Genomic DNA, 19,561 nt, shown 5'->3' on the forward strand with positions numbered 1-19,561 from the left:
CCCGGTTGGTTAACTGGATTACTGGTTTACTGGATGGCCCGGGACTCCCCGGTGGACTCCCCCGGGGAGTCCCCACGGGAGTCCACCGGTGTGTCCCCTGGGGACAAAACGGGCGTTGACCTGGTGTGATCAGTTTTTCGCGGTTGTCTCGCGTGGTGTTCGGGTAGGTCCTCGGAAGTTGTCCACAGGTTTCTGAACGGCCGTTCATCGTAAGTTACCGGCGAGTTGTGACCATTTCGTTTCTGAATCATCTGTATCGATTGGCCAGCGGAAACACGGCCTACCGTGTGACGGTCCCGGACGACAGTGTTTCTCGTGTTACAGGCACGCCAAACACTCCCACCGGGTGATGGGAGTGTGGTGAAACTGGTGCGGCTAGTTTTTGTCTGAGCGCTGTCGCCGCTTTTTTGCGCGTTCCTTTGCTCGCTTCGCTTCCACATAGGCGCGAGAGCACTCGCGTGGCCAGCTGACGTATTGATACCCGCCGCCGCGAGCCCGCTTCCAGATCCTGCGTTCCACCAGCTCTTCAGCCGCCGTCACTACGTGAGGTGGAAAGAGCGCGAAGGCCGAGGTCGGTATGAGTCCGTCGGTAAGACGGTCACAGGACCACGACCCAGCGATCGTCCACAGCGCATAGGCTTCGGCTGTCCATCCGAGGTACTGGGGATCGGAATAAAACTCGTCGGGGACGGGGAAAAAGGTCATGCTGCGCGCCTGATGGCCGCTCTGCGAGGTGTGTACAACGGACCCCTCCCAACTGCGGTGAACCTGCGTATGACGAGACCGCCACCGCCCTTTCGGGACCGTGGCGGCACTCGACGTCCTGTTGTACGGCTAGGAATCCAGCGTCGAGACAGTCACCTCCGGGCGATGTCGATCGGGATCCGGGAGAACCCGGACACGCGGAGCGGGGTACGGCAGCGTGCCGCGCGAGCGCGCCCAGGCGTAACAGGCGCGGCACATGCCGTACCCGCCGTACACCACGCAGTGGACGTACCGGGCCTGGTTCTGACGGCGGCGGTACCACGTGACCATCGGTCGGCTGCAGTCGAGACACGCGGTCGGCGAGGAGGCCGGGGCAGGCGCGGGATCGGGCAGCATGCCGTGCCGCCACGCCCGGACGTAACAGGTCTTGCACAGGTCATGGCCGCCGTGGCGGACGCACGTCGCACGCAGTTGCGGGGACTCCCGGTATGCGGCGGTCTTGACCAGGTCGCGACCACAGCCACGGCACTGCCAGCCGCCGCCGGTGTTGCCGAGTGTGGGGTTCCCGGCCGGCTCGGGGGGCGTGGCTCGGCCGGGAACGATCATGGGTGTGGCGCGGGTGGTCATCGACGCCGCCGCCGCGACAAGACAACACCGGTAACCCACCCGCCGGCCAGGGCGACGGCGCCCACGGGCAGCCAGAGCACGAGGTGTCCGGGCCAGTTGACGTCGTCGAACACGAGCCAGCTCACGGCCGTCGCGGCGAGGTTGGCCAGCACGCCGGTCGCGAGTCCGCCGACGGCCATCGTGACGGGCTCGGGGGTGTGCCGGGTCATCGCCGTGGCCCGCCGTGCAGCAGTTGCAGCAGCCACGCCAAGCTTCGGCCGGCCGTCAGGCCAGCCGCGATCATCAGCACGGCGATGACGCCTACCGTGATCCAGTGGTCCCACGCCGCCACATCCCCGTACATCAGCAGGCTGGACACCATGCCGGCACCGACCGCGATCAGCCCGAGCGCGACGCACCAGGCGATCAGCATCCACCCCAGCGAGGTGTTCTTCTGGGTCATCGCATACCCCTGACACCCCAGAGGCCCGCGTGGCTGCAGGTCCACACGTGCCGGGTGTGCAGCTGCTGGCCCTGGGCGCGGACGGCGGCGGCCTGGCTGGGCAGCAGCACCGTGTAGGCGCCGTCGGTGATCAGGATGGTGCCGTCGGCCGCCGGCGTGGCGTCGATCGGCATCGGCCGGTTGATCCCGGTGGGCGAGACCCAGAAGATCGGTACGCCGCAGTGGGTGCAGGGTGTGGCGACCGGCGGCACGCAGTCAAGCGGCAGCGCGGACTCGGCCGGCCGGTCCAGTTCGACGAGGTGTGCGGTCACGTTGTGGGTGGCCAGGCCGGCCCGGTGGACGGCTTCCAGCCACGCCGCGGCTTCGGTGGTGGCCTGGGCGCGTTCGTCGTCGGTGAGGTCGTCCCACGCGGGGTGGTCGTCGGTTTCGTGGGCGATGGTTTGGCGGGCGGCGGCCACGGCGAGGGCTTGGCGGCGCAAGGTGGGCGTGGTGGTCATCAGGATGCGGCCTCCTCACTGGTTACGTCCCCGGTCGTCAGGAGCGGCTTGATCGCTGCCAGGACCGTGTTGAGCACCGCACGCCCGGCGGCCGTGGCCTCGGGCCAGGTGTCGTCGCGCAGGGCGCGGTATCCCGCGTAGACCATCGCTTCGAGGTTGCCGGCGTCGGCCCGGGTCAGGTACAGCGTGACCGGATCAGGCTGCGGCGTACCGGCGGCCGTGTCCGCGTCGGACTGTGTGGTCGCGCCGAGGCACTCGGCGTGCGCCGGCAGTGCCAGCGCGGAGTGCCACCGGGCCGCCCGGCACTTCTCACGGGACTCGTCGTCATCCGGACCAACGGCCAACAGTTGGACCGGGCGGCCGTCGGCGAGGGGCTGGCCGCAGCACAGACACGGGTACTGGGCGGCCGGGTGCTCGGCCGGCAGGGGACCGAGCGGCTTGCTCTCGCGGGGTTCGCCGGGCTTCCACCGGACGTAGAGGGCGCTCATCGTTGTCCTGTCTTGAGGGTGGCGAGGTGGTCGAGGAGCTTTCTGGCCTGGCTGGTCGGAATGCCGAGCTGGCTGGCCAGGGAAGGGCGGCCGATGTCCGGGTGGTCGGCCACGATCCGGGTGGCCGCGTCGAGGTGGTCGCGCCACTGGCCGCCCGTTCTGGCCGGGGGGCGTTGTTGGCTGACCGGCTCGATGCTGGTCGGTGGGTCTGGCGGTGGGGTGGGTGACTGGCTGGCTGTGGCGGGATGGCCGGTGGCCGCTGGCAGGCCGGGTGGTTGGACCGGGTGGCCGTTGGCCGGCCGCTGGCCGGTGTGGTTGGTCGTGGTCGGCGTGGCCGAGTTCACGGGGATGGCCGATCCCGCTTCGGCCAGCCCGAGCCAGGGCTGGCCGGCTGGCTGGCGCGGGGACGTGGCCAGCGGGTGGCTGGTGACGGCGGGGATCACGATGACGCGTCCGGTCCAGGTCGGGCCAGTGGCTGGCCACCTGGCCGGGTCCTGTCCGCGCTGGTCAACGGGTGGCCGGGCAGAGACCGGCTGGCTCGCTGGTGGCTGGATGACGGCGGCTGGCCGGCGCTGGGCCAGGTGCAACACGTGCAGCATCAGGAACAGGACAGCGGGCGGGACAGCGGCGATGGCCATCTGGACGACCACGTACGGGCGCTGGCCGGCGTCCAGCAGCCAGTGCCGCAGGCTGTTGCCCGCGATCGACAGGGCGATCGCGGCCAAGGCCAGCCGGCTGGCCGCGCGACGGGCGTCGCCCGGCATGGTGATGTCCAGCCAGATCAGGCTGGCCACCACACCGGTCGCGTCCAGGGTGCCTGGCCACAGGTAGGCCAGCCAGCCATCAAACCTGGCCGACCGGGCGAGGTCGGCCAGGTTCGAGAAGCTGAGCACGAGCGCGCCGGCCACCGGGATGACGGCGACCAGCCGGACCGGCCAGCTGAGTCTGGCTGGCTGGCTACGGCGCTTGGCCACCGCCCACTCCCTCCTTGGCCGGTGGCTGGCTGGCTGGTGGTGCGGCGGTGGCGAACCGGTCGGCGTAGTCGGCCGCGGCGTGGAGTTGATCAGCCAGCGTCCGCGCGGTGACCGGGTCGACCCGCCGGGCACCGGCGGCGTGGGACAGGTCGACGTTGCCGTCCGGGCCCGCGCTGATGAAGTCCTGGCGTCGCCACGAACCCCAGTACGCGACCTTGTCCTCGTCAACCTCGTCCGCCGCAGGCTGGGCGGTGAAGTCGGGGCCGCCGTGGTCGGCCAGCAGTCGCAGCGCGGCACGACCAAAGCTGTGCATCCTGACCTGCTTGCGCAGGCGCTTGCCGACCTGGAGCTGCTCGACGGTCACCGGGGCACCCGCGAACAGGTGGACCAACCGTGACACGTCGTGGGTGCCTTTGACGACCAGGACCACGACCGGGGTGTTGGATCCGTCGCTGTGGCGCTCGTCGTACGCCCTGCTCTCGTAGGCCATCAGCCGGCTACCTCGACCTCGCCGTGGGTACGGTCGGCGGCCAGGTGGTCGTTGTCGACCTGCACCGTGCCTCGGTCGGTGTCCGCGTTGTCGCTGGCCGCCGGACTGGTCGCGGTCACCACCTCGACCAGCGGGATGCCGTCAGCGGGGTTGATCCAGTCGACGTCGTCGTACACCACGATGCCGCTGTTGTTGCCGTACGCCACGGCCCCGGCCGGGACGGTCTCCCCGGGCTGCCAGTACCTCTCGGGCTTCGCCCGCTGCCACCCAGCCGGAGGTTGGCCGCACGGACAGTCCGTGTCGCCCTCGCGGGCGCAGCACATCGGGATCGGGTCGCCGTCGTCCTCGATGTCGTGCACCGAGCCGGGGTGGCCACAGCCTGGAGTGTTGGGACAGCCGCCCTTGAGCGGCGAGACGAGCCGGGCCATCGCGACGATGTCTTCCGGGGTGATCGGGCCGACCACGACCACTTCCCGCTGGTCGAGCGTGGCGGGCTCGCGGGTGTCCGGGCCCACCGACAACTCGGTCGGCGGGATGACGAGTTCGGCCCACGGCGTGTCGGCGCTCAGCGCGGGGTCCCGCACCTCGACGGCCGACGACTGGCGGGCCGCGTGTGCCTTGTCGAGCTCGCGGTCCAGCTGCTCCAGCCGCTGCTGCTGTTCGCCGATCACGGAGTCCTTGGCCGCGAGCATGGGCCCGACCGCCGCGACCGCCGCCTGGGCGAGGTGATCCGCGAGGTCACTGGACACGTCGGCGCCGGCCGCGCTCCACAGCGCGTCGGAGAATCGCTTGTGCAGTTCCGGGTCCGGTGGTGTGGCGCGGATCCGGTCGAGCCTGGCCTGCCACTGGGTGGTGGCCCCGGTGGCTGACTGCACCAGTTCGCGGAGCTGGTTGTTGGTGCGGTCCACCTCGCCGATCAGCCCGCGGATGATCGGGCCGAACACGTCGACCGCCTGTTGGCCGATCAGGGCGGTGTTCACGGAGTACGTCGGCGCTTCGTCGTCCGTCACCTCGTTGTAGTGGAACGTGACCAGGTCATAGGCCAGGCGGTCGAGCCTGAGTGCGAGGGCCGCGCTGAGATGCTCGGGCGCGGGGACGGGCAGGGGACGCGCGGGGACGGGCAGGGGGATGCTGTGGCGGTGTTCCGCGGCCGCCGCCAGCTCGAGCAGCCGCACGATGGCCCGGCCGAGGGCGTCGGTGTCGGTCTCGGCTGTCTGCGCGGCTTCCAACGGTGTGCCGGTGGCCTGACAGATCGCGTCGAGGTCGGGGACGACGCTCAGGCCCAGCACGCCGGCGGCGTACGCGCCGATGTCCAGGACGTGGTCCCACTGTGGCATGGTCATCGTCTGGTGGCGTTCGAAGTCCTGCAGGTAGTGCAGGTACATCCGGCGCAGCAGGTGCTCGTCTGCGTGGGGCGTGGTGGTGACCAGCACCGCACCGTGCAGGGCTTCGGCCAGTCGGATCGCTTCGCGGCCGTCGGTGTCCTGGCGGGCGTTGACCAACCGTGGGAAATAGCCGATCACCTCGACGGTCTCCAGGTCACAGGAGGCCAGGGCCAGGCGTGGGTCGTGTGGAGGCACGAACTGGCCACGGTCGCCGGTGGCGAGGTTCCACCAGGCGACCTCCACCGGCACGTGCGACAGAGCGTCCGGGCCGGTCGCTTTGACGGTGACAGCCACCTTTTCGTACGTCATCGGGGAACGTCCTTTCCGGACTGTCGTTGAGGAGGGGAACTGGCGAGTTGGGCGGCGAGCCGCCCGCGCTGGACGTCGATGAGGCGCCGGCGGTCGTCCGCGGATCGGGGCAGCAGGCCGGTCTGGAAGGCCTTGGCGACGGCGTTGGTGGCGTTCGCGGCGTCGAGCTTGTGGAAGATCCTGCGTGTCGCGGTCTTGACGTAGTCGTCCGACCGGTTGAGGTGGCGGGCGGTCGCGGGCCGGGTCATCCCGGCCGCCACGCACTCGAGCACCGCGAGTTCGTGGTCGGCGAGGATCGAGTCCCGATCATTGGGTGAGGTCATTCGCGTTCGTCCTTTTCGGACATGAGGTGCGGGTTGGGCAGCAGCCCGTGCGTGTGGGCGACCGTGACGAGGTGGGTGCGGTTGCGCGCGGAGAGCCGCTCGCACAGGTGAGCGACGTGCGTCCGCACCGTGTCTCGGCTGAGATGCAGCGCGGTTGCTATCTCGCGGTTGCTGTCGCCCTCGGCGAGATGGTCCAGTACCGCTCGGTGTTGGACCGTCAGGCCGGGATGCGTCAGAGGCTCGAGCGGGTTCGGTGTGGGCGGGATCCCCGCGTGACGGGTGATCGCTGACACCACCGTGGTCTCGTGCGCCGGGATGATCAACACCTGCCGGGCGGATGAGCCGCCGCGGGCGACGCTGACCACGCGCCACCGGGCGAGGTCGTCCAGCAGCCACAGCGCGGTGTACGGGTCGACCAGGAGGTGCGCGGACAGCTGCTGGGGACTGACGGTGACGCGGGACAGCGCGAACCTGGCGGCGTCGACCAACAACGGGACATCGAGCGTCTCGACGGGAAGGCCGGCGGTCGTCTTCGTCACGGGGCATCACCGGTGTCCGGTTTGGCGGTGAGCTTGAGTTCCACGCTGGTGCTCTCCTTGATCGGGGGCCTCGCGCCGGTCGCGGCGTACTCGGCGCGGACCTGGCCGCTATCGAGGCCCCGCTGGGTCTTCACCGTCCACACGAGACACTTGTCGTAGCCGACGTCCACCGGGTCCGAGCGGCCGGTCACGTTCGGGCGCAGGGCGTCCAGCGCGCCTTTGGCTTCCTTCTCGCGGGCCTCGGCGTCCTTCTTGTCCGCGCGGGCCTGGTCCAGCTTCGCGGCCCACGTCGCGGCGTCCGGGTCTTCGACGTACAGCACGCTGCGCGGGTCGCGGTCCGGGACGCCCCCGGCCCAGCAGACGGTGAGGAAGGGGCAGTGCTGGCAGAACGGGGACTCGGGGGCGTAGTCGCGGGCCAGGAACTCCAGGTCGGTCTCGCGGACGGCCTGCAGCCAGGCGAGCGCGTCCCGGACGTGCCGGATGTCGAACTGCATGGTGACCTGGTGGTCGTTGCCGGTGTCCCGGGCGAGGTAGTCGATCACGATCTCCCGCACCGGGTAGCCCAGTTGGATGAGCGCCGCGCCGTAGAGGTGGGTCTGCCACATGTGCGGCAGGTCCGGGCCGTGGATGATGATGTGGTCCAACCACCGCTGTGACGTGGTCTTGGTGTCCCGCACGCGTTCCCGCAGCGCCTCGTACCGGTCGAGGTGGCCGAGGATGCCGGCGAACCGCACCTCGTACTCGACCAGGTCCTCGTGCGGGATGAGCCCGTTCGCCTGTAGATCGCGGAACACGTCCTCGACCGCGTCGTGCACGGCGGTGCCCATCACGGCCTGCACCGACCCGCCTGGGTTGGTCGGGGCGACGCCGGCGATGCGATAGCCTGCGCGGCGCCGGCACCCGCCGACTTCCGACATGCCCAGTTCCGTTTGCAGTGAGCGGGGACGGCGCCTGTCCCACTCCAACAGCAGTTGGGCGGTCGAGTAGTCGACGGTGGCCGGTGCGGGGGTGACGGCGGCCGGCTGGTGGGCCGGCCGCCGCTCGATCGTCGTCACAACCGCCCCAGACTCTCGCCGCGCGGTGGCTCCAGCACATGATCGCGACCCCAGGTGTCGTTGACCATGGCGGCGGCGTGCACGTGGGCGGCAGCGATGAACAGCGGGATCTCGTCCTGTGTGACGCGCTTGCCGTCGTAGGTCGTGTCGCGAGCCGCGGCCAGCATCCGTTCGGCTTCGCGGTAGTGCTCGCCACCGGTCACCGACCTACCTCCTCGGCCGGGTGCGCCAGGTCCGGACACTCGTCCTGGTAGTGCGCGCCGGTCGCGCCGCACACGTCGCACACGTAGTCCGGCGGCGGTGGTGGCTCGTCCGCCTTCGCGACGGTGTCCGACGCGCCGTTGCTGTGTTCGTCCGCGAGCTGCGCCAGCTCGGCTTGCAGCGCCGTCTGCTGGTCCTCCTTGGACTGCTCCGGCGTAGATGCCTCGTTCGCCCGTTGCTGGTCCATGCGCTCGGCGGCGACCTGCGCCAGTGTTGGCTTCGGAGGTTCGTCGTAGTCGTCGTCGACGCCCTGCAGCCCAAAGCCCATCTTCACCTCGGGACACGCGAGGTCGATACCGCCGGCGACCGCGCGCCAGAACAGCATCTTCTTCGGGTACTTCTTGTAGTTGTCCTTACCGGTGAGCTGGGCGATCTTGGCGTCGTCCCAGGTGAACTCTTCGGTGAAGACCTCCCCGGTGTCGCCTCTGGTGATCTCGACAACGCATCGGGTGGTAGTGGATTCGACGCGCTTGTACGAATGGCCGGCCTCGCGGAGTTTGGACAGCAGCAGTTTGCCCTCGATCATCGGGCGTCCGTTGACTACGCTGATCGTGTTCACCGCGACGACCGGGGGAACGTTCAGCTGCTGGCCGTACAGGATGATCGCGAGCGTGTTGGATGACTTGCCGCGCAGCCGATCGGGCAGGATGTCCGCCTGCGCGAGAACGTGGGCATAACGCATGGCCTGGTCGAGCGTGGCGAGCGTGCCCTCCAAAGGCACGTTGACGCTCTGCCATGACGGGGTCGGTTGGCCGTTCCCGACCGCGACGTCGGTTCCGGGTTCGGACACGATAGTTCCTCTTCTCGGCTGGTTCACAAGGTCACCTCGACCCTGATCGGGCGACGCGAACGACTGTCCTGTTCGGACACAGCGCGGCCGGCGACCTCGAGCGCGCAGAACTCCCAGCAGCACTCCACCCCGCCGGCGTCGACCGGGTCGAGGACGGGGAGGTCCGAGGCCGGGTCGCCGTACACCCGGACGGTGGTCACCGCCCCGATCTCGCCGCAGGGGCACGGTTCGGGCTCAATGACGCCGGCCGTGACCACGACACCCAGCGCGCGCAGGTCGCCCAGGCACGGCATCGTGGCGGTCATCGCACGGCCCGCCGGGGCCGCACCGACCGGACCGACTGCACGCCCCACTCGATCACCAAGTCGGCCAGGACAGCGAACGCCAACACCACGAGGATCACCGCGGTGTCGCGCTGCCCGCTCTCCGCCAGCCGGACCGCGACAAAGGAGATCATGGCCGCGAGGCCACCGGTCACCGCGATAGCGGCGGCCGCGCGGGCGAGTTCGGCGAGGTTGCCCGTCACGGCCTCGCGGAGCCGGCTGGTCTTCCCGGGGCGACTGCTCATCGCGGATCCTCGTTCCCCAGGTGCACCGCGTGGCTACGCGCGAGGTTCAAGTCGGACGCCAACTCACTGACGTGCCGCATGGCCGACCTCAGGGAGTAGGCGGCTGCGCTGGCCGTGTCGTCGGCCGGCATCGCGTTCGGGCCACCACGACGGTCGTCGTACAGGGTGGGGTCGGCGGCTTGGCGTTCCAGGAACTCGGCCAACTGCGGCAGCAGTTGCCGCAGGCCGTGGACGGCGTTGGTGAGGTTGCTGATCACTCGGTACCCGATGGCCGCGTACGGCAGCGCGCTGTCGCTGTGACCGGGGCCGGTGGCGTTGTTGAGATACCGGACCAGACGGCTGATCGCTGCCGCGGCCTGGGTGGTCTGGTCGTCGTTGTGCGGGCCGTCGTAGGGCCAGTGGTGGTCGACCACGTCGTCGCCGTAGATCATGACGGGGTTCCTTCCCGCTCGGCGCGGGCCAACAGCCACCCGGCGATCGCGTCCGCCACGGCCGGGTCGAGGCCCTTCGGGCCGCCGAACCGCAGGGCCGTTGCGGCGGATTCCAGCGCGGCCCGCCGGGCGGCGGCCTGGTGGTCGCCGCCGGCCGGGTACAGCGCACGTCCGGCGCGGTAGTGCTGCGCCTGCCGGGTCACCAACTGCCGGAGTCGAGCCGGGTCGAACACCTGTGTCGGGTCCTGCCGCAACGGCTCCAGTGTCTTGCTCCACCGTGACCGCCCGGACATGCGCCGATACAGCCGCCACACCGACGTCGTCAGCTGGTATGCCTTGTCGTGCATGTAGTTCGGGCTGCCGTCGTCGGCCGCGCCGAGCATGCGGGACAAGTAGTCCAGGATGCTGGTGATGTCCTCGGCCAGCCTCTGCGTGATGTCCTCGCGTTCGCGCTTTGTCATCGGACACCCGCCGCCTGCAGTCGCTGCAAGTCGTGCACGGTCAACTCGCCGCAAGCGTCACGGACCAGGTCCGCGGCCTCGTTCTCGCCGAACGACGCGGTCACCGTGAACGGCTCGTCGGCGTACGTGCCGTGGACGTGCACGAACGTGAACATCGGGTCGCGGCGGATGCCGGTGACCGTGGGGTTGCCCAGCAGGGCCGCCCAGGCCAACAGCACGGTGGCGGGGTTGCGGGTGTCCTCGCTGCTGATCTGCACGCGCACCCCGATGTGGGTGGTGATGGTGACCGCGGACGCGACGCCGAGCTGCGGGCGGGTGGCCAGCAACTGTCCGACGAGGGCGTGGGCGCCGAGCAGGTGCGCGTTCTGGGCGGTGGTGGGGTGGAAGGTGGCGGTCATCGGGTCACCGCCGGGATGTCGTCGGAGTAGAAGCCGTCGGGGTTGCGGTCGAGGCGGTGCCAGTCCCGGCCGTCGACGTACTCCTCGCGGTCCTGGTCCCAGTGCCCCACCCACGGGCGACCGCAGAAGCTGCACGTCCCGTTCCGCAGCCGCTCGGGCGGGTCGCCGAGGAACCGCGGGTCGCGGGTGGGGTCGTTGGCGCCGTGGATCTCGACCAGCATCCGGCGGGGGTATTCGCCGCCGATGCGGTGCTGCCCGGTCTTGCCGACGCGGTCGAACCCGACGATGACGGCCTGGACGGCGGCCGCCGCGCGGTTCGGCTCGGGCGGGAGTCCGGCCCGGGGCCGGGTGTCCGTACTCTGGTTGTCAGCCATGGAGCTCTACCTCCTGGTTAGGCGGGGGCTGCCGCTTTGCATTCCGGGCAGGCGGTGGCCAACGCCGCTTTCGTTGGGGTTAGTTGCTTCCTGTACGTTCGGCGGTGGTTCCTCGGCCGCACTTGCCGTTGCATTTCTCGGGGATTGGCTGCTGGCACTGGGAGCAGCACCACGTCGCGGCGTCGGTCATCTGTTGGCCCTGCGCCGGGTTCCGGTCGCCGGCGGCAGGCCGTGCAGCCAGCGGTCGACGTCGTCGCGGTAGATATGCCACGATGCGTTGACTCTGGGTTGATGCGCCTTGAGGCCGCGGGGGCTCTTGGTGTTCTTCGTGCGGTCGTATTCGTGCACGAGGTTGTAGACGTAGTTCGGATGGCGGCCGATGTAGGCCGCTGCCTGTTTGATGGTCATCACCGCTTTGATGACCTTGCCGACGTCGGCAACCGGCACTGCGATGTCGGCGGTCATCGGCTGTCGAGCTGCGGGTCGAGGAGTTCGTCGAGCTCGACACCGAGCGCGTCGGCCAACGCGGTGAGCGTCGGCGGGGGCGGGTTACTGGCGCCGGTCTCGAATCGGCTGATCTGCGACCGATCCATCTGGCGGCCGGCGTTGACGCAGGCCTTGGCGAGGTCGCTCTGGTGCCACCCTCGCCGCTCGCGGTGTTGCCGCAGCTTCACCCCGCTGAAGGGGAGTGCCGGAGGTGTTTTTGCCATGCGTGGACTTTAGGACACATAACGACACATGACAACACGTGAGCGATCTTGCGGGATCACGACTCAGCATCGTCACACAGTGTTGTTATGTGTGCACATGTGCGTTAATGTGAGCCCTCTTGATGAGGGGGAGCAGATGGATGGAAGAACAGCGGAAGCGCCTGGAAGAACATCAAGCTGAGCGGCTGAACCACTACCGTCGCAAGCGACGTCTAAAGTGGACTGAAGTTGCGCGCCGAGCGGACATGTCCCCGCAGAACCTGCTCCGAATCCGCAATGGCGAGATCAGCATCACCGAAGTTGCCGCCGAAGGGCTGGACGCCGCATTCGGCTGGACCTCCGGCGAGGGTATTGAGAACCTGCTCCAAGACCGGGAGCCTGTCGATCAGCCAGCTCGCATCGAGATAGACCCTCTCAGGGACGAGAGCGAGCGGACGATCTGGGACACCGGCAAAGAGGGCGGCCTGCCGGAGCACCGAATCTGGTTTCGGATAGATCAACTGCGAGCCGTGCGGGCCAACAGGGCCGCTGGGGCCGCCCAGGCAGAGCGACAGAGCCGGGACTTGGCATAGCCGAGGGGACACTGGGGACACGGGGTAACTAGGGACGTACCGGGGGTAGCGGACAAACACACGAATGGGTTAAACCATTCGATTGAAGATGCCACCATGCGTGGCTCTGTTCACCCTGGAGCAATGCTCATGATCTTCATTCTGTCAATTGTGGTTGTGGTCGGGGTGGCGGTTGTCGCCTTGCAAGTCCGTCAGATCCGGCGCTACATCGACGCGGACATGAAGCTGATCGACCTCGTTCTCACCGAAGCGGAGACGATCGCTGAGCCCGAGCCGGTGAGACCGTCCAAATTGGCCACAGTGACACAGCTCGGCCGTCGGTTGCGTCGCCCATCCAAGCCCATGGCGGTCATCGCGGCCGTGGTGGCGTGCGTCGCGCTCGCCGGCGTTGGGATAGTCGGCCTCGCATACCACCCAGCCGCACCGATCATCGCCGCGCCAATCCCTCCAAGCGACGACTCGAGTCCTTCGTCGACGCCGCCTGCCGCGACTGACACGGATGGCCGCGGCACCGTGACGATGGTCGTGGTGACCGCGCAGCAGCCAGCACCGCCCACCGTGAACTCGGCGTCGGCTTCAGTGCCAGCGGCGCCGATGGCGGTCACCACGACGATCACAGCGTCCCTGAGGGCCGGTACGCCGCGGGCGAACAGGCCGAACCGCCCGAGGACCACCGCGGCTGGTTCCGGTACGCCAACGGGCACGGTGATTGCCGGCGGCCAGCCCAGTTCGTCTCCCACGGCAACGACGCTGCCCCTCGAACTGCCGCCCCCGCCGGTCCCCTTGCCGGTGAGTTGACGTCGCCACTCGTACGGCAACGACACACGAAAGAGGAGTGAACGCCTATGGCCTGGGCGGAGAAGATGTCCAGTGGGCGGTTCCGTGGGGGGTACCGGAACCCCGACGGCCGCAAGCTCTACGTCACTGACGGCGGCCGCGGATACGAACGGAAAAAGGACGCCAAAGACGTCGCGCAGGAATGCGAGGTCCAGGCTCGCCGCCGGGCCGCGGTGGACGAGGACCGGCTCCTGGCGAGCGTCACCTGGGGCGAGTGGTGGGACGCGATCGGCGACGCCAAGACGACCGACGGTGACACCGACACCGCGCGCGTTGTACGGAACATCGTGAGCGCTCAACTGCGCCCCAAGTGGGGCAACGTCCCGTTGAACAAGATCAGACACAAGCTGGTGAAAAAGTGGGTCGAGGAGGAGGAGTTGAAGGTCCGGCCACGCATGTCGCCGGAGTACGTGCACCGGGTCTTCGGGCTGTTCAAGTGGTCGATCAAGAGGGCGGTGGACGAGGAGGTCCTGGACGCGTCGCCGTGCGTGGGCATCAAGCTGCCCAAACGACCGGACAAACCCCGCGCGTACATCTCGGTGTCCCGCGCGGCGAAAATGGGCGCGTTCCTGCGCGAGGACTACCGGGACGCGGTCGCCTTCATGCTGGAAACCGGGTTGCGGCCCGGTGAACTGTGCGGCCTGCACGCCGACCGGATCGACTTCGACACCGGGTGGCTGGAGGTAGTCGAGGTGTTCGTGACCCGCCGGCGGCTGATCAAGCCGTGCCCGAAAGACTACGACGTCCGCAAAGTCGCCCTGTCCAGCAAGGCCATGGAGATCGTCCGCCGGCGACTGGGTGACCGCGACCCTACGGCCGGCTGCGGCCAGACACACTCCGATGGCACCGCCTGCCACAGCCCGCTGGTGTTCCTCACCATCCGCGGCCGGGTGATGAGCCCCAAGACCCTCAGCGATCACATCACGAACGCCTCCACCAAGGCCAAGGTGACCCGGCAGACCGCCTACGCTGGCCGCCGCGGCTGGTTCACCCGGCTCGCCGAGGGTGGCCTGGACCCGTTCGCCATGGCGGCGCAGGGCGGCCACAGCGACGTCAAGCAGACGACCAAGTATGTGCAGGTCACCGCCGCGGCACGGGCCCGGACCTTGGCCGCACTCGGCGAGGCCACACCGCTGACAGTCATCGAGGGGCACCGTGGGGCAGCACGTGGGGCAGACCCCGAAGTACAGCCAGTGAAAGACAGTGAAATCCCAGACGGGGAAGATGTCGGCTGACCAGCCACAACAGTGACAAAACGTGGATCATCGTGAAAACCAGTGAAATCTGAGAAACCTCAGGTCAGAGCACCAGAAGTACCGAGTCGTGGTACTCCCAGATCGCGTTCTCCGGCGGAGCCGCCTCGATCCACGCGTCGGTGAACGGCCGCAGCTCAGGGTCCTCCTGACCCGAGACGACCAGCGCGTAGATCGCCCGCTGGCCCCGTTCCAGCGCGAAGTGCAGGTCCGGATGCAGCCGCGCGACCAGGTCACACAGGTCGTTCTCGACCCGGTTCGGCTCGGCGTCGCCCAACGCCGCGCTCACCGACGGCAGCAGGTCCGTCCAGCCCTGCCAGAACTCGACCGCCAACGCGGCCGGGTCCGGCCCGGCCACCGGCTCGGATCGACGCCTCAACCACCTCATTCCCCACAACCTATCCGGACGGTGACGCGTCCAGGAGGAAAACGCGTTGATCCGCGGGGGTGGGCATGCGAGCAGTGTGGCTGGTGGTCCTCTTGGTACTGGCGGGGTGCGCCACCACCCGGCCCCAGCCGACCAAGCCGACCTCCGCCCCGCGCTCCCCCGACGCCTGGGCCGGGTTCCCGGTCGGCCGCAAACCACGCCCGATCGTCCTGCTCCACACCATGCCCCGGGCCCACCGCGTCGACGGACGGTCCGCCGACGCCGGCAGGTCGTCGACCTTCGAGACCGACCCGCCTTCGATCGCGCCCACCGCGAACGTGCGACTCTGGGACGGAATGGCGGTCCTGCCCACGATCGACGCGAGCACCGCACTACGCGCGATGCTCGCCCAAACGAAATCCCCTCCGTTGCGAGTCACCCGAGTCGACTTCGGCGCGGCCCAGTTCGACACCGACCGCGGCCCGCTCACCCTCCCGGCCTGGCTGTTCCACACCCAGGACAGCGCCGAGCCGCTTGTCTGGCCGGCGTTGGATCCCAGCGTCTTCTGGCGTTTCGACAAGGTCCCGTCGCCCGAGTCGCGACCGTCAGGTATCCGGGTCACCAAGGTGGACGGTCTGAAGATCACCGTGACGCTGCCCCACCCGCACGAACCCTGCCGAGGCAAACCGCCGCCCGCCTACCACGGCGAAGCCCGCGAGTCCGACACCTCGGTCATGGTCACCGCCGTCCCGGAACACGCAACGGGTTGCGCCCCAGCGACTTCGACCCTCGCACCCTTCGACATCACCCTCGCCCGACCACTGGGCGACCGCGTGCTGGTCGACGGCGCCAATCGACCGATACCCGTCAACTGACCTCGCCAGCGGTGTGCAGGATGAGAGCCCGCCCAATTGCGCGGTCACGCCAGTCTCGGCCGGACAGGCGTCGTCGGGATCCCCTGTCAGGTGCCGCGGCCGCCGCGTAGGGCGATGGCCAGCAATTCGGCGGCCGTGCCGATCAGCCGCCGCCCACCCGGCCACACAGCGCGCAACTGGCGACGCAGATCCAGATCGTCGACCGCGACCTCCACCAGCCGCCCCTCGGCCAGGTCCGAGTCGACCGCGAGCACGCTCAGGACAGCCGGGCCGGCACCCTCGACAACCGCGCTGCGCACCGCCGTGGTCGAACCGAACTCGGCCAACGGCCGCAGCTGGCCCACTTTCGCCTGACGCAGTGCCCGTTCCAGGGTTTCCCGCGTGCCGGAACCGTGTTCCCGGACGACAAGCGGGGCCGCCGCGAGGTCCGCCGCGGCCAACGGGCGCCGCCTGCGCACCCATGGGTGACCCGGCGGGACCACCACGGCGAGCCGGTCCGACGCCACCCGGCGGGCGGACAGTTCGGTCGGGACCGTCGGCGACTCGACGAAGCCCAGATCCACGTCACCGCCGCGGACCAGGTCACAGACGATGCTGGAGTTCGTCACCATCAGGCCGACGTACACATCCGGCCGGGCCCGGCGCAGTTCGCCGATCCACCCGGGCACGAGGTGTTCGGCGACTGTCAGACTCGCCGCCACCCGCAGCTCCGCCTGGCGGCGGGTCCGCAGCGCCTCGGCACCGGTGACCAGGACGTTGAGTTCGTCCAGGACCCGCCTGGCCCAGTCGGTCACCACCCGACCGTCCGGCGTCAGCGCCGAACCACGTCTCGTCCGGTCCACCAGCGCCAGGCCGAAGCGGCGTTCCAGGGCCGCGAGCCGTTTGCTCGCCGACGGCTGGGCGATTCCCAGAGTGGCCGCCGCCCTGCCGATGCTGCCCAGTTCCCCGACCAGCACCAGCAGGCGCAACGACGCCAGGTCCGGAGTCATAGCCGAAGGGTATGACCAACCGGTTCACGTCACCGGTTGAGGTACTCCTCCGGTGACAGGATAGGTGGCCCCATCACTTCGCGGACGTAACGCTGAGCCCAGCCACGCGGCTGGCGTTTCGCCGCCGGCCACCGGCGCCAAGCCCGACGCCGGACACACCGGGGTTCCTCGACCAGAACCCTGGAGTACGGACAGTCGCAATCGCACCGACAACACTCGCGTTGCAGCCGACAGTGCCGGGTTTCCCAGGTGTCGATTCCCACTTCGTGTTCGCCGGACACGCACTTGCCGCAGTAGCGCATGCGCTGGCCGGGTAACGCGGTCATCGAGCACCCCATCCACGGAGAAACGCGAACTCCTACGGTCGCGTAGCGCAGGGCGAAAAACTACCGCCCTTAGCGTGATTCGGCCGCCGCGGTCTGGCCACGCCCGTTGACGAACCCGACCAGTAAGTGGCCACTGGGCAACCGGGTCACTCCAGGTAAGACCTGCAGCACCGACCGGTGTCCGTCCGCGTACACGTACGCCGTACCCGCTTCACTCGTGTGGAGGAATCCATGCCAGACCGCGATCGGCCGCGCGGCTGCCGCGGCCCCAGGCGCGAGACCCAGCCGCACGGACTGCGCGATGGACTGTGGCGAATCGACGGACGCCAAGGCGTCCAACGGCAACACCGGCGCGGGCGGGTCGACCGAACGTCCCGCCGGCGGCGTGTAGCCGGCCACTGTGGCCCGGCCCCAGCGGTACGGATCGCCTTGCACACCGTTCCAGGTGGACCAGCCGATCCGGGTCTGCCCGGTCTTGTCCTGCGTGTCCGAGTCGTACACCAGGATGTTGAGTCCCAGGTCGGCCGGGTCGACCGCGCCGGGCAGTTCGGCCATCGGGATGGCGACCTCCACCACGTACCCCGATCCGGTGATCTTGGACGCCACGCGCACCCCGGGCGCGTCGCCCTGGTGGTTGTCGGCGTCCCGCTCCACACATGGCGGGCCTTCCGCGGTCACCGGGAGCACGCCGAGTTTGTATGTTGTCGACGTGTTCTCCGAGTGGCCGCGCGGGTCGAGGGTCAGTTCGACCGAGTCAGTCCGCCAGTGCCGCTTGCAGTCCGTCCGGTCCAGCCGGGTGCCAAGCACGTCATCTGTCACGGTGACCAACGCGAACAGGGTGTCGTCGCGCCAGGACACCTTCGCGGTCGCCGAGCAGTCAGCGGGCGACGAACAGAGGTCGCCTTCCCACTGTGGCGAAACGTCCAGGTCAGGCCCTGGGTACTCGCCGGGACCCGCCGCCGCGTCCACGGCCGGCGCGACCGTCGCTTGCGGAATCGTCGTGGTGGGCACGAGTTCCAGTGCGGCGTACGACGTGTTGCCGGGAACGTTGATGGCATACCGGTAGTCACCGCCACGTTTCCCAGTCGCCAACGCGGAGTCCGTGTTCCGTACGGAGAACCGGACCGTCGCGCTCGCGCCCGGAGCGATCTGCGGGAACGACTTGCCTGGTCCCGCGTCGAACCCCGGCGGCATGGTCAACGAAACCGTGCCGTCCTTGGCCGCGGCGCTCTGGTTGGTGACCGTGATGTCCACGTCCCGGCTACCACCGGATGGCAGCGTCAGCACCGGCGCCACCTTGCCCGCGATCTCCGGATGGCCGATGCCCCGCGCCCAGTTCTGGTACTGCGCGACTTGTGGCAACGGCTGCTGCCGCCCGGACAGCGCCGGCACGACCTCCACGAGCGCCTCGGTCGCGGGGCGGCCGTTGACGGCCACACCGATCCGGACCTTGCCGGGCGCCGCGTCGGCCGGCGCCTGGACGACGTCGCCGTTGACCACCCAGCCGGCCGGTGCGTTCAGGCTCACCCGGCCGTGGGCCGACGACGACACCTTGATCCGCACCTGGTCGCCCGCTGCCACCGCGTACCGCGACGGCTCGGCGGACACCTTGGTCCCCAACGGGAAATCACCGGGAACGACGGCGCCCTCAAGCATCCCGCGCGGCCCTCGATGGTCCGCGCGGTACGGCACCCGGCTGGCCACCTGGGTGAAGTAGTCGCAACGGAGCTTAGCCGGATCCGTTGGCGCGTCACGGAAGTTGGCCCAGCCCTGACTAGCGTACTCGCGCTGCGCGACGATCTCGACCTGGGCCCACGTCATACCGTCGTACGCCGGCTCACCCGACCACACGCCCCACACCCGGGCGGTCGGTTCGTTCTGGGTGAACTGGGACACGCAGCCGGGGCCCGCCTGCGACGTGCCGTCCAGTCCACTGGTGAACAGCCGCGACACCGCCCACGGGCGCAGTCGCTGCTCAGGGAAGGCGTTCGGGTCCGCCGCCGCCTGGTACGCCTCGATCGCGAGGCGCGCGGCGTACTGGTGGTTGCCATGGTTGCCCGGGGTCGGCGCGGGATCCATGGTGACCACGATCTTCGGCCGGGTCTGCCGGATCACGCGGACCACCTTGCCCAACGTCTCCCGCGCGCCCCACGCCTGCTCGGTCAGCGGGGAACTCACGGTGTAGTAGAAGTCCGCCTTGTCCAGGTTGAACACGTCGGTGATGCCGGCCTTGCCGACCGCTCGGCGTTCCTCCGCCTCCCGGATCCGGCCGAGGTCCGGGCCTTCCTCGGGACCGACCGCGTTGCCACCGCCTTCGCCACGGGTGACCGTGACGACCCCGGTTCGGACATGGAACTGCCCGAACGTGGACAACGCGGACGACTCATCGTCCGGATGCGCGCCCACGAACAGCACATCCAGATCAGCACGACCACGTTCCTCCGCTTGCGCGGGAACCCCCAAACCAGCAATAGCCACAATGAGGGACAACAGGCCCACCCAGCGCACTGCTACC

General features: G+C 69.1%; 27 protein-coding genes and 1 pseudogene. 3 read left to right on the forward strand and 25 right to left on the reverse strand.

All coding sequences use genetic code 11. From position 1 onward, the window contains the following. Window positions 1–834: 834 nt before the first annotated feature. The 21 genes from EV192_RS29265 to EV192_RS29360 all read right to left on the reverse strand — a co-directional run bounded on the left by EV192_RS29265 (window position 835) and on the right by EV192_RS29360 (window position 11,827). Window positions 835–1,332 (reverse strand): hypothetical protein, encoded by a 498-nt coding sequence (locus EV192_RS29265; protein ID WP_132121005.1) that lies wholly within the window; start codon window positions 1,330–1,332, stop codon window positions 835–837. Further along, the gene (locus EV192_RS29270) at window positions 1,329–1,541 is read right to left on the reverse strand and encodes a hypothetical protein (protein ID WP_132121007.1); all 213 of its coding nucleotides are present in this window, start codon (window positions 1,539–1,541) and stop codon (window positions 1,329–1,331) included. Before EV192_RS29270 ends, EV192_RS29265 begins: the two co-directional genes overlap by 4 nt. After that, entirely contained in the window at window positions 1,538–1,774 is a 237-nt protein-coding gene (locus EV192_RS29275; protein WP_132121009.1) for a hypothetical protein, read from the reverse strand. Before EV192_RS29275 ends, EV192_RS29270 begins: the two co-directional genes overlap by 4 nt. Further along, entirely contained in the window at window positions 1,771–2,271 is a 501-nt protein-coding gene (locus EV192_RS29280) for a hypothetical protein (protein ID WP_132121011.1), read from the reverse strand. The genes EV192_RS29275 and EV192_RS29280 overlap by 4 nt, the downstream gene beginning before the upstream one ends. Continuing rightward, a complete protein-coding gene (locus EV192_RS29285) occupies window positions 2,271–2,759 on the reverse strand; it encodes a hypothetical protein (protein ID WP_132121012.1) in 489 nt (162 codons plus the stop codon). The genes EV192_RS29280 and EV192_RS29285 overlap by 1 nt, the downstream gene beginning before the upstream one ends. Further along, window positions 2,756–3,733, reverse strand: coding sequence for a DUF2637 domain-containing protein (locus EV192_RS29290; RefSeq protein ID WP_165960657.1), 978 nt, complete (start codon window positions 3,731–3,733; stop codon window positions 2,756–2,758). Before EV192_RS29290 ends, EV192_RS29285 begins: the two co-directional genes overlap by 4 nt. Next, the gene (locus EV192_RS54110) at window positions 3,717–4,223 is read right to left on the reverse strand and encodes a hypothetical protein (RefSeq protein ID WP_165960658.1); all 507 of its coding nucleotides are present in this window, start codon (window positions 4,221–4,223) and stop codon (window positions 3,717–3,719) included. Before EV192_RS54110 ends, EV192_RS29290 begins: the two co-directional genes overlap by 17 nt. Next, on the reverse strand, window positions 4,223–5,917 hold the full coding sequence (locus EV192_RS29295; RefSeq protein ID WP_132121016.1) for a hypothetical protein: 1,695 nt from the start codon (window positions 5,915–5,917) through the stop codon (window positions 4,223–4,225). Before EV192_RS29295 ends, EV192_RS54110 begins: the two co-directional genes overlap by 1 nt. Further along, a complete protein-coding gene (locus EV192_RS29300) occupies window positions 5,914–6,240 on the reverse strand; it encodes a response regulator transcription factor (protein WP_132121018.1) in 327 nt (108 codons plus the stop codon). The genes EV192_RS29295 and EV192_RS29300 overlap by 4 nt, the downstream gene beginning before the upstream one ends. Continuing rightward, window positions 6,237–6,779 (reverse strand): helix-turn-helix transcriptional regulator, encoded by a 543-nt coding sequence (locus tag EV192_RS29305; protein WP_132121020.1) that lies wholly within the window; start codon window positions 6,777–6,779, stop codon window positions 6,237–6,239. Before EV192_RS29305 ends, EV192_RS29300 begins: the two co-directional genes overlap by 4 nt. After that, window positions 6,776–7,834 carry a PD-(D/E)XK nuclease family protein gene (locus EV192_RS29310; RefSeq protein ID WP_132121022.1) on the reverse strand — a complete coding sequence of 353 codons (1,059 nt, stop codon included), beginning with the start codon at window positions 7,832–7,834 and terminating at the stop codon, window positions 6,776–6,778. Before EV192_RS29310 ends, EV192_RS29305 begins: the two co-directional genes overlap by 4 nt. After that, window positions 7,831–8,037, reverse strand: a complete 207-nt coding sequence (locus tag EV192_RS29315) for a hypothetical protein (protein WP_132121024.1) — start codon at window positions 8,035–8,037, stop codon at window positions 7,831–7,833. Before EV192_RS29315 ends, EV192_RS29310 begins: the two co-directional genes overlap by 4 nt. Next, on the reverse strand, window positions 8,034–8,885 hold the full coding sequence (locus EV192_RS29320; protein WP_132121026.1) for an RING finger protein: 852 nt from the start codon (window positions 8,883–8,885) through the stop codon (window positions 8,034–8,036). The genes EV192_RS29315 and EV192_RS29320 overlap by 4 nt, the downstream gene beginning before the upstream one ends. Window positions 8,886–8,908: 23 nt before the next feature. Next, entirely contained in the window at window positions 8,909–9,190 is a 282-nt protein-coding gene (locus EV192_RS29325; protein ID WP_132121028.1) for a hypothetical protein, read from the reverse strand. After that, window positions 9,187–9,453: a hypothetical protein gene (locus EV192_RS29330; protein WP_132121030.1), complete on the reverse strand. Its 267-nt coding sequence runs from the start codon at window positions 9,451–9,453 to the stop codon at window positions 9,187–9,189. Before EV192_RS29330 ends, EV192_RS29325 begins: the two co-directional genes overlap by 4 nt. After that, a complete protein-coding gene (locus EV192_RS29335) occupies window positions 9,450–9,884 on the reverse strand; it encodes a hypothetical protein (RefSeq protein ID WP_132121032.1) in 435 nt (144 codons plus the stop codon). The genes EV192_RS29330 and EV192_RS29335 overlap by 4 nt, the downstream gene beginning before the upstream one ends. Continuing rightward, complete coding sequence (locus tag EV192_RS29340; RefSeq protein WP_132121034.1) at window positions 9,881–10,345, reverse strand: hypothetical protein; 465 nt, start codon at window positions 10,343–10,345, stop codon at window positions 9,881–9,883. Before EV192_RS29340 ends, EV192_RS29335 begins: the two co-directional genes overlap by 4 nt. Beyond that, a complete protein-coding gene (locus EV192_RS29345; RefSeq protein WP_132121036.1) occupies window positions 10,342–10,743 on the reverse strand; it encodes a hypothetical protein in 402 nt (133 codons plus the stop codon). The genes EV192_RS29340 and EV192_RS29345 overlap by 4 nt, the downstream gene beginning before the upstream one ends. Next, entirely contained in the window at window positions 10,740–11,117 is a 378-nt protein-coding gene (locus EV192_RS29350) for a hypothetical protein (protein WP_132121038.1), read from the reverse strand. Before EV192_RS29350 ends, EV192_RS29345 begins: the two co-directional genes overlap by 4 nt. A gap of 186 nt (window positions 11,118–11,303) precedes the next feature. Then, window positions 11,304–11,582, reverse strand: coding sequence for a helix-turn-helix domain-containing protein (locus EV192_RS29355; RefSeq protein ID WP_132121040.1), 279 nt, complete (start codon window positions 11,580–11,582; stop codon window positions 11,304–11,306). Continuing rightward, entirely contained in the window at window positions 11,579–11,827 is a 249-nt protein-coding gene (locus tag EV192_RS29360) for a helix-turn-helix domain-containing protein (RefSeq protein WP_132121042.1), read from the reverse strand. The genes EV192_RS29355 and EV192_RS29360 overlap by 4 nt, the downstream gene beginning before the upstream one ends. A 140-nt stretch (window positions 11,828–11,967) precedes the next feature. Here EV192_RS29360 and EV192_RS29365 point away from each other — a divergent pair, with 140 nt between their 5' ends. Beyond that, the gene (locus tag EV192_RS29365) at window positions 11,968–12,399 is read left to right on the forward strand and encodes a helix-turn-helix domain-containing protein (RefSeq protein ID WP_132121044.1); all 432 of its coding nucleotides are present in this window, start codon (window positions 11,968–11,970) and stop codon (window positions 12,397–12,399) included. Between the two features lie 203 nt (window positions 12,400–12,602). Here EV192_RS29365 and EV192_RS29370 read toward each other — a convergent pair whose 3' ends face one another. Continuing rightward, window positions 12,603–13,139 (reverse strand): hypothetical protein, encoded by a 537-nt coding sequence (locus EV192_RS29370; protein WP_132121046.1) that lies wholly within the window; start codon window positions 13,137–13,139, stop codon window positions 12,603–12,605. 105 nt (window positions 13,140–13,244) lie between these two features. On the opposite strand from EV192_RS29370, the gene EV192_RS29375 reads away from it, so the two are divergent. Further along, window positions 13,245–14,471 (forward strand): tyrosine-type recombinase/integrase, encoded by a 1,227-nt coding sequence (locus EV192_RS29375; protein ID WP_132121048.1) that lies wholly within the window; start codon window positions 13,245–13,247, stop codon window positions 14,469–14,471. Window positions 14,472–14,550: 79 nt separating this feature from the next. Here EV192_RS29375 and EV192_RS29380 read toward each other — a convergent pair. Next, window positions 14,551–14,877 (reverse strand): annotated as a pseudogene (locus tag EV192_RS29380) (hypothetical protein); the annotation flags it as partial. A gap of 65 nt (window positions 14,878–14,942) precedes the next feature. On the opposite strand from EV192_RS29380, the gene EV192_RS29385 reads away from it, so the two are divergent. After that, window positions 14,943–15,731, forward strand: coding sequence for a hypothetical protein (locus tag EV192_RS29385; protein WP_132121050.1), 789 nt, complete (start codon window positions 14,943–14,945; stop codon window positions 15,729–15,731). An 86-nt stretch (window positions 15,732–15,817) separates the two neighbouring features. On the opposite strand, the gene EV192_RS29390 is transcribed toward EV192_RS29385, so the two are convergent. Then, window positions 15,818–16,720: a LysR family transcriptional regulator gene (locus EV192_RS29390; RefSeq protein WP_132121052.1), complete on the reverse strand. Its 903-nt coding sequence runs from the start codon at window positions 16,718–16,720 to the stop codon at window positions 15,818–15,820. 395 nt (window positions 16,721–17,115) lie between these two features. Continuing rightward, window positions 17,116–19,554, reverse strand: coding sequence for a sugar-binding protein (locus tag EV192_RS29395; protein WP_132121054.1), 2,439 nt, complete (start codon window positions 19,552–19,554; stop codon window positions 17,116–17,118). Window positions 19,555–19,561 lie beyond the last annotated feature (7 nt).

It is taken from the genome of Actinocrispum wychmicini (assembly GCF_004345645.1).
Classification (GTDB): domain Bacteria; phylum Actinomycetota; class Actinomycetes; order Mycobacteriales; family Pseudonocardiaceae; genus Kibdelosporangium; species Kibdelosporangium wychmicini.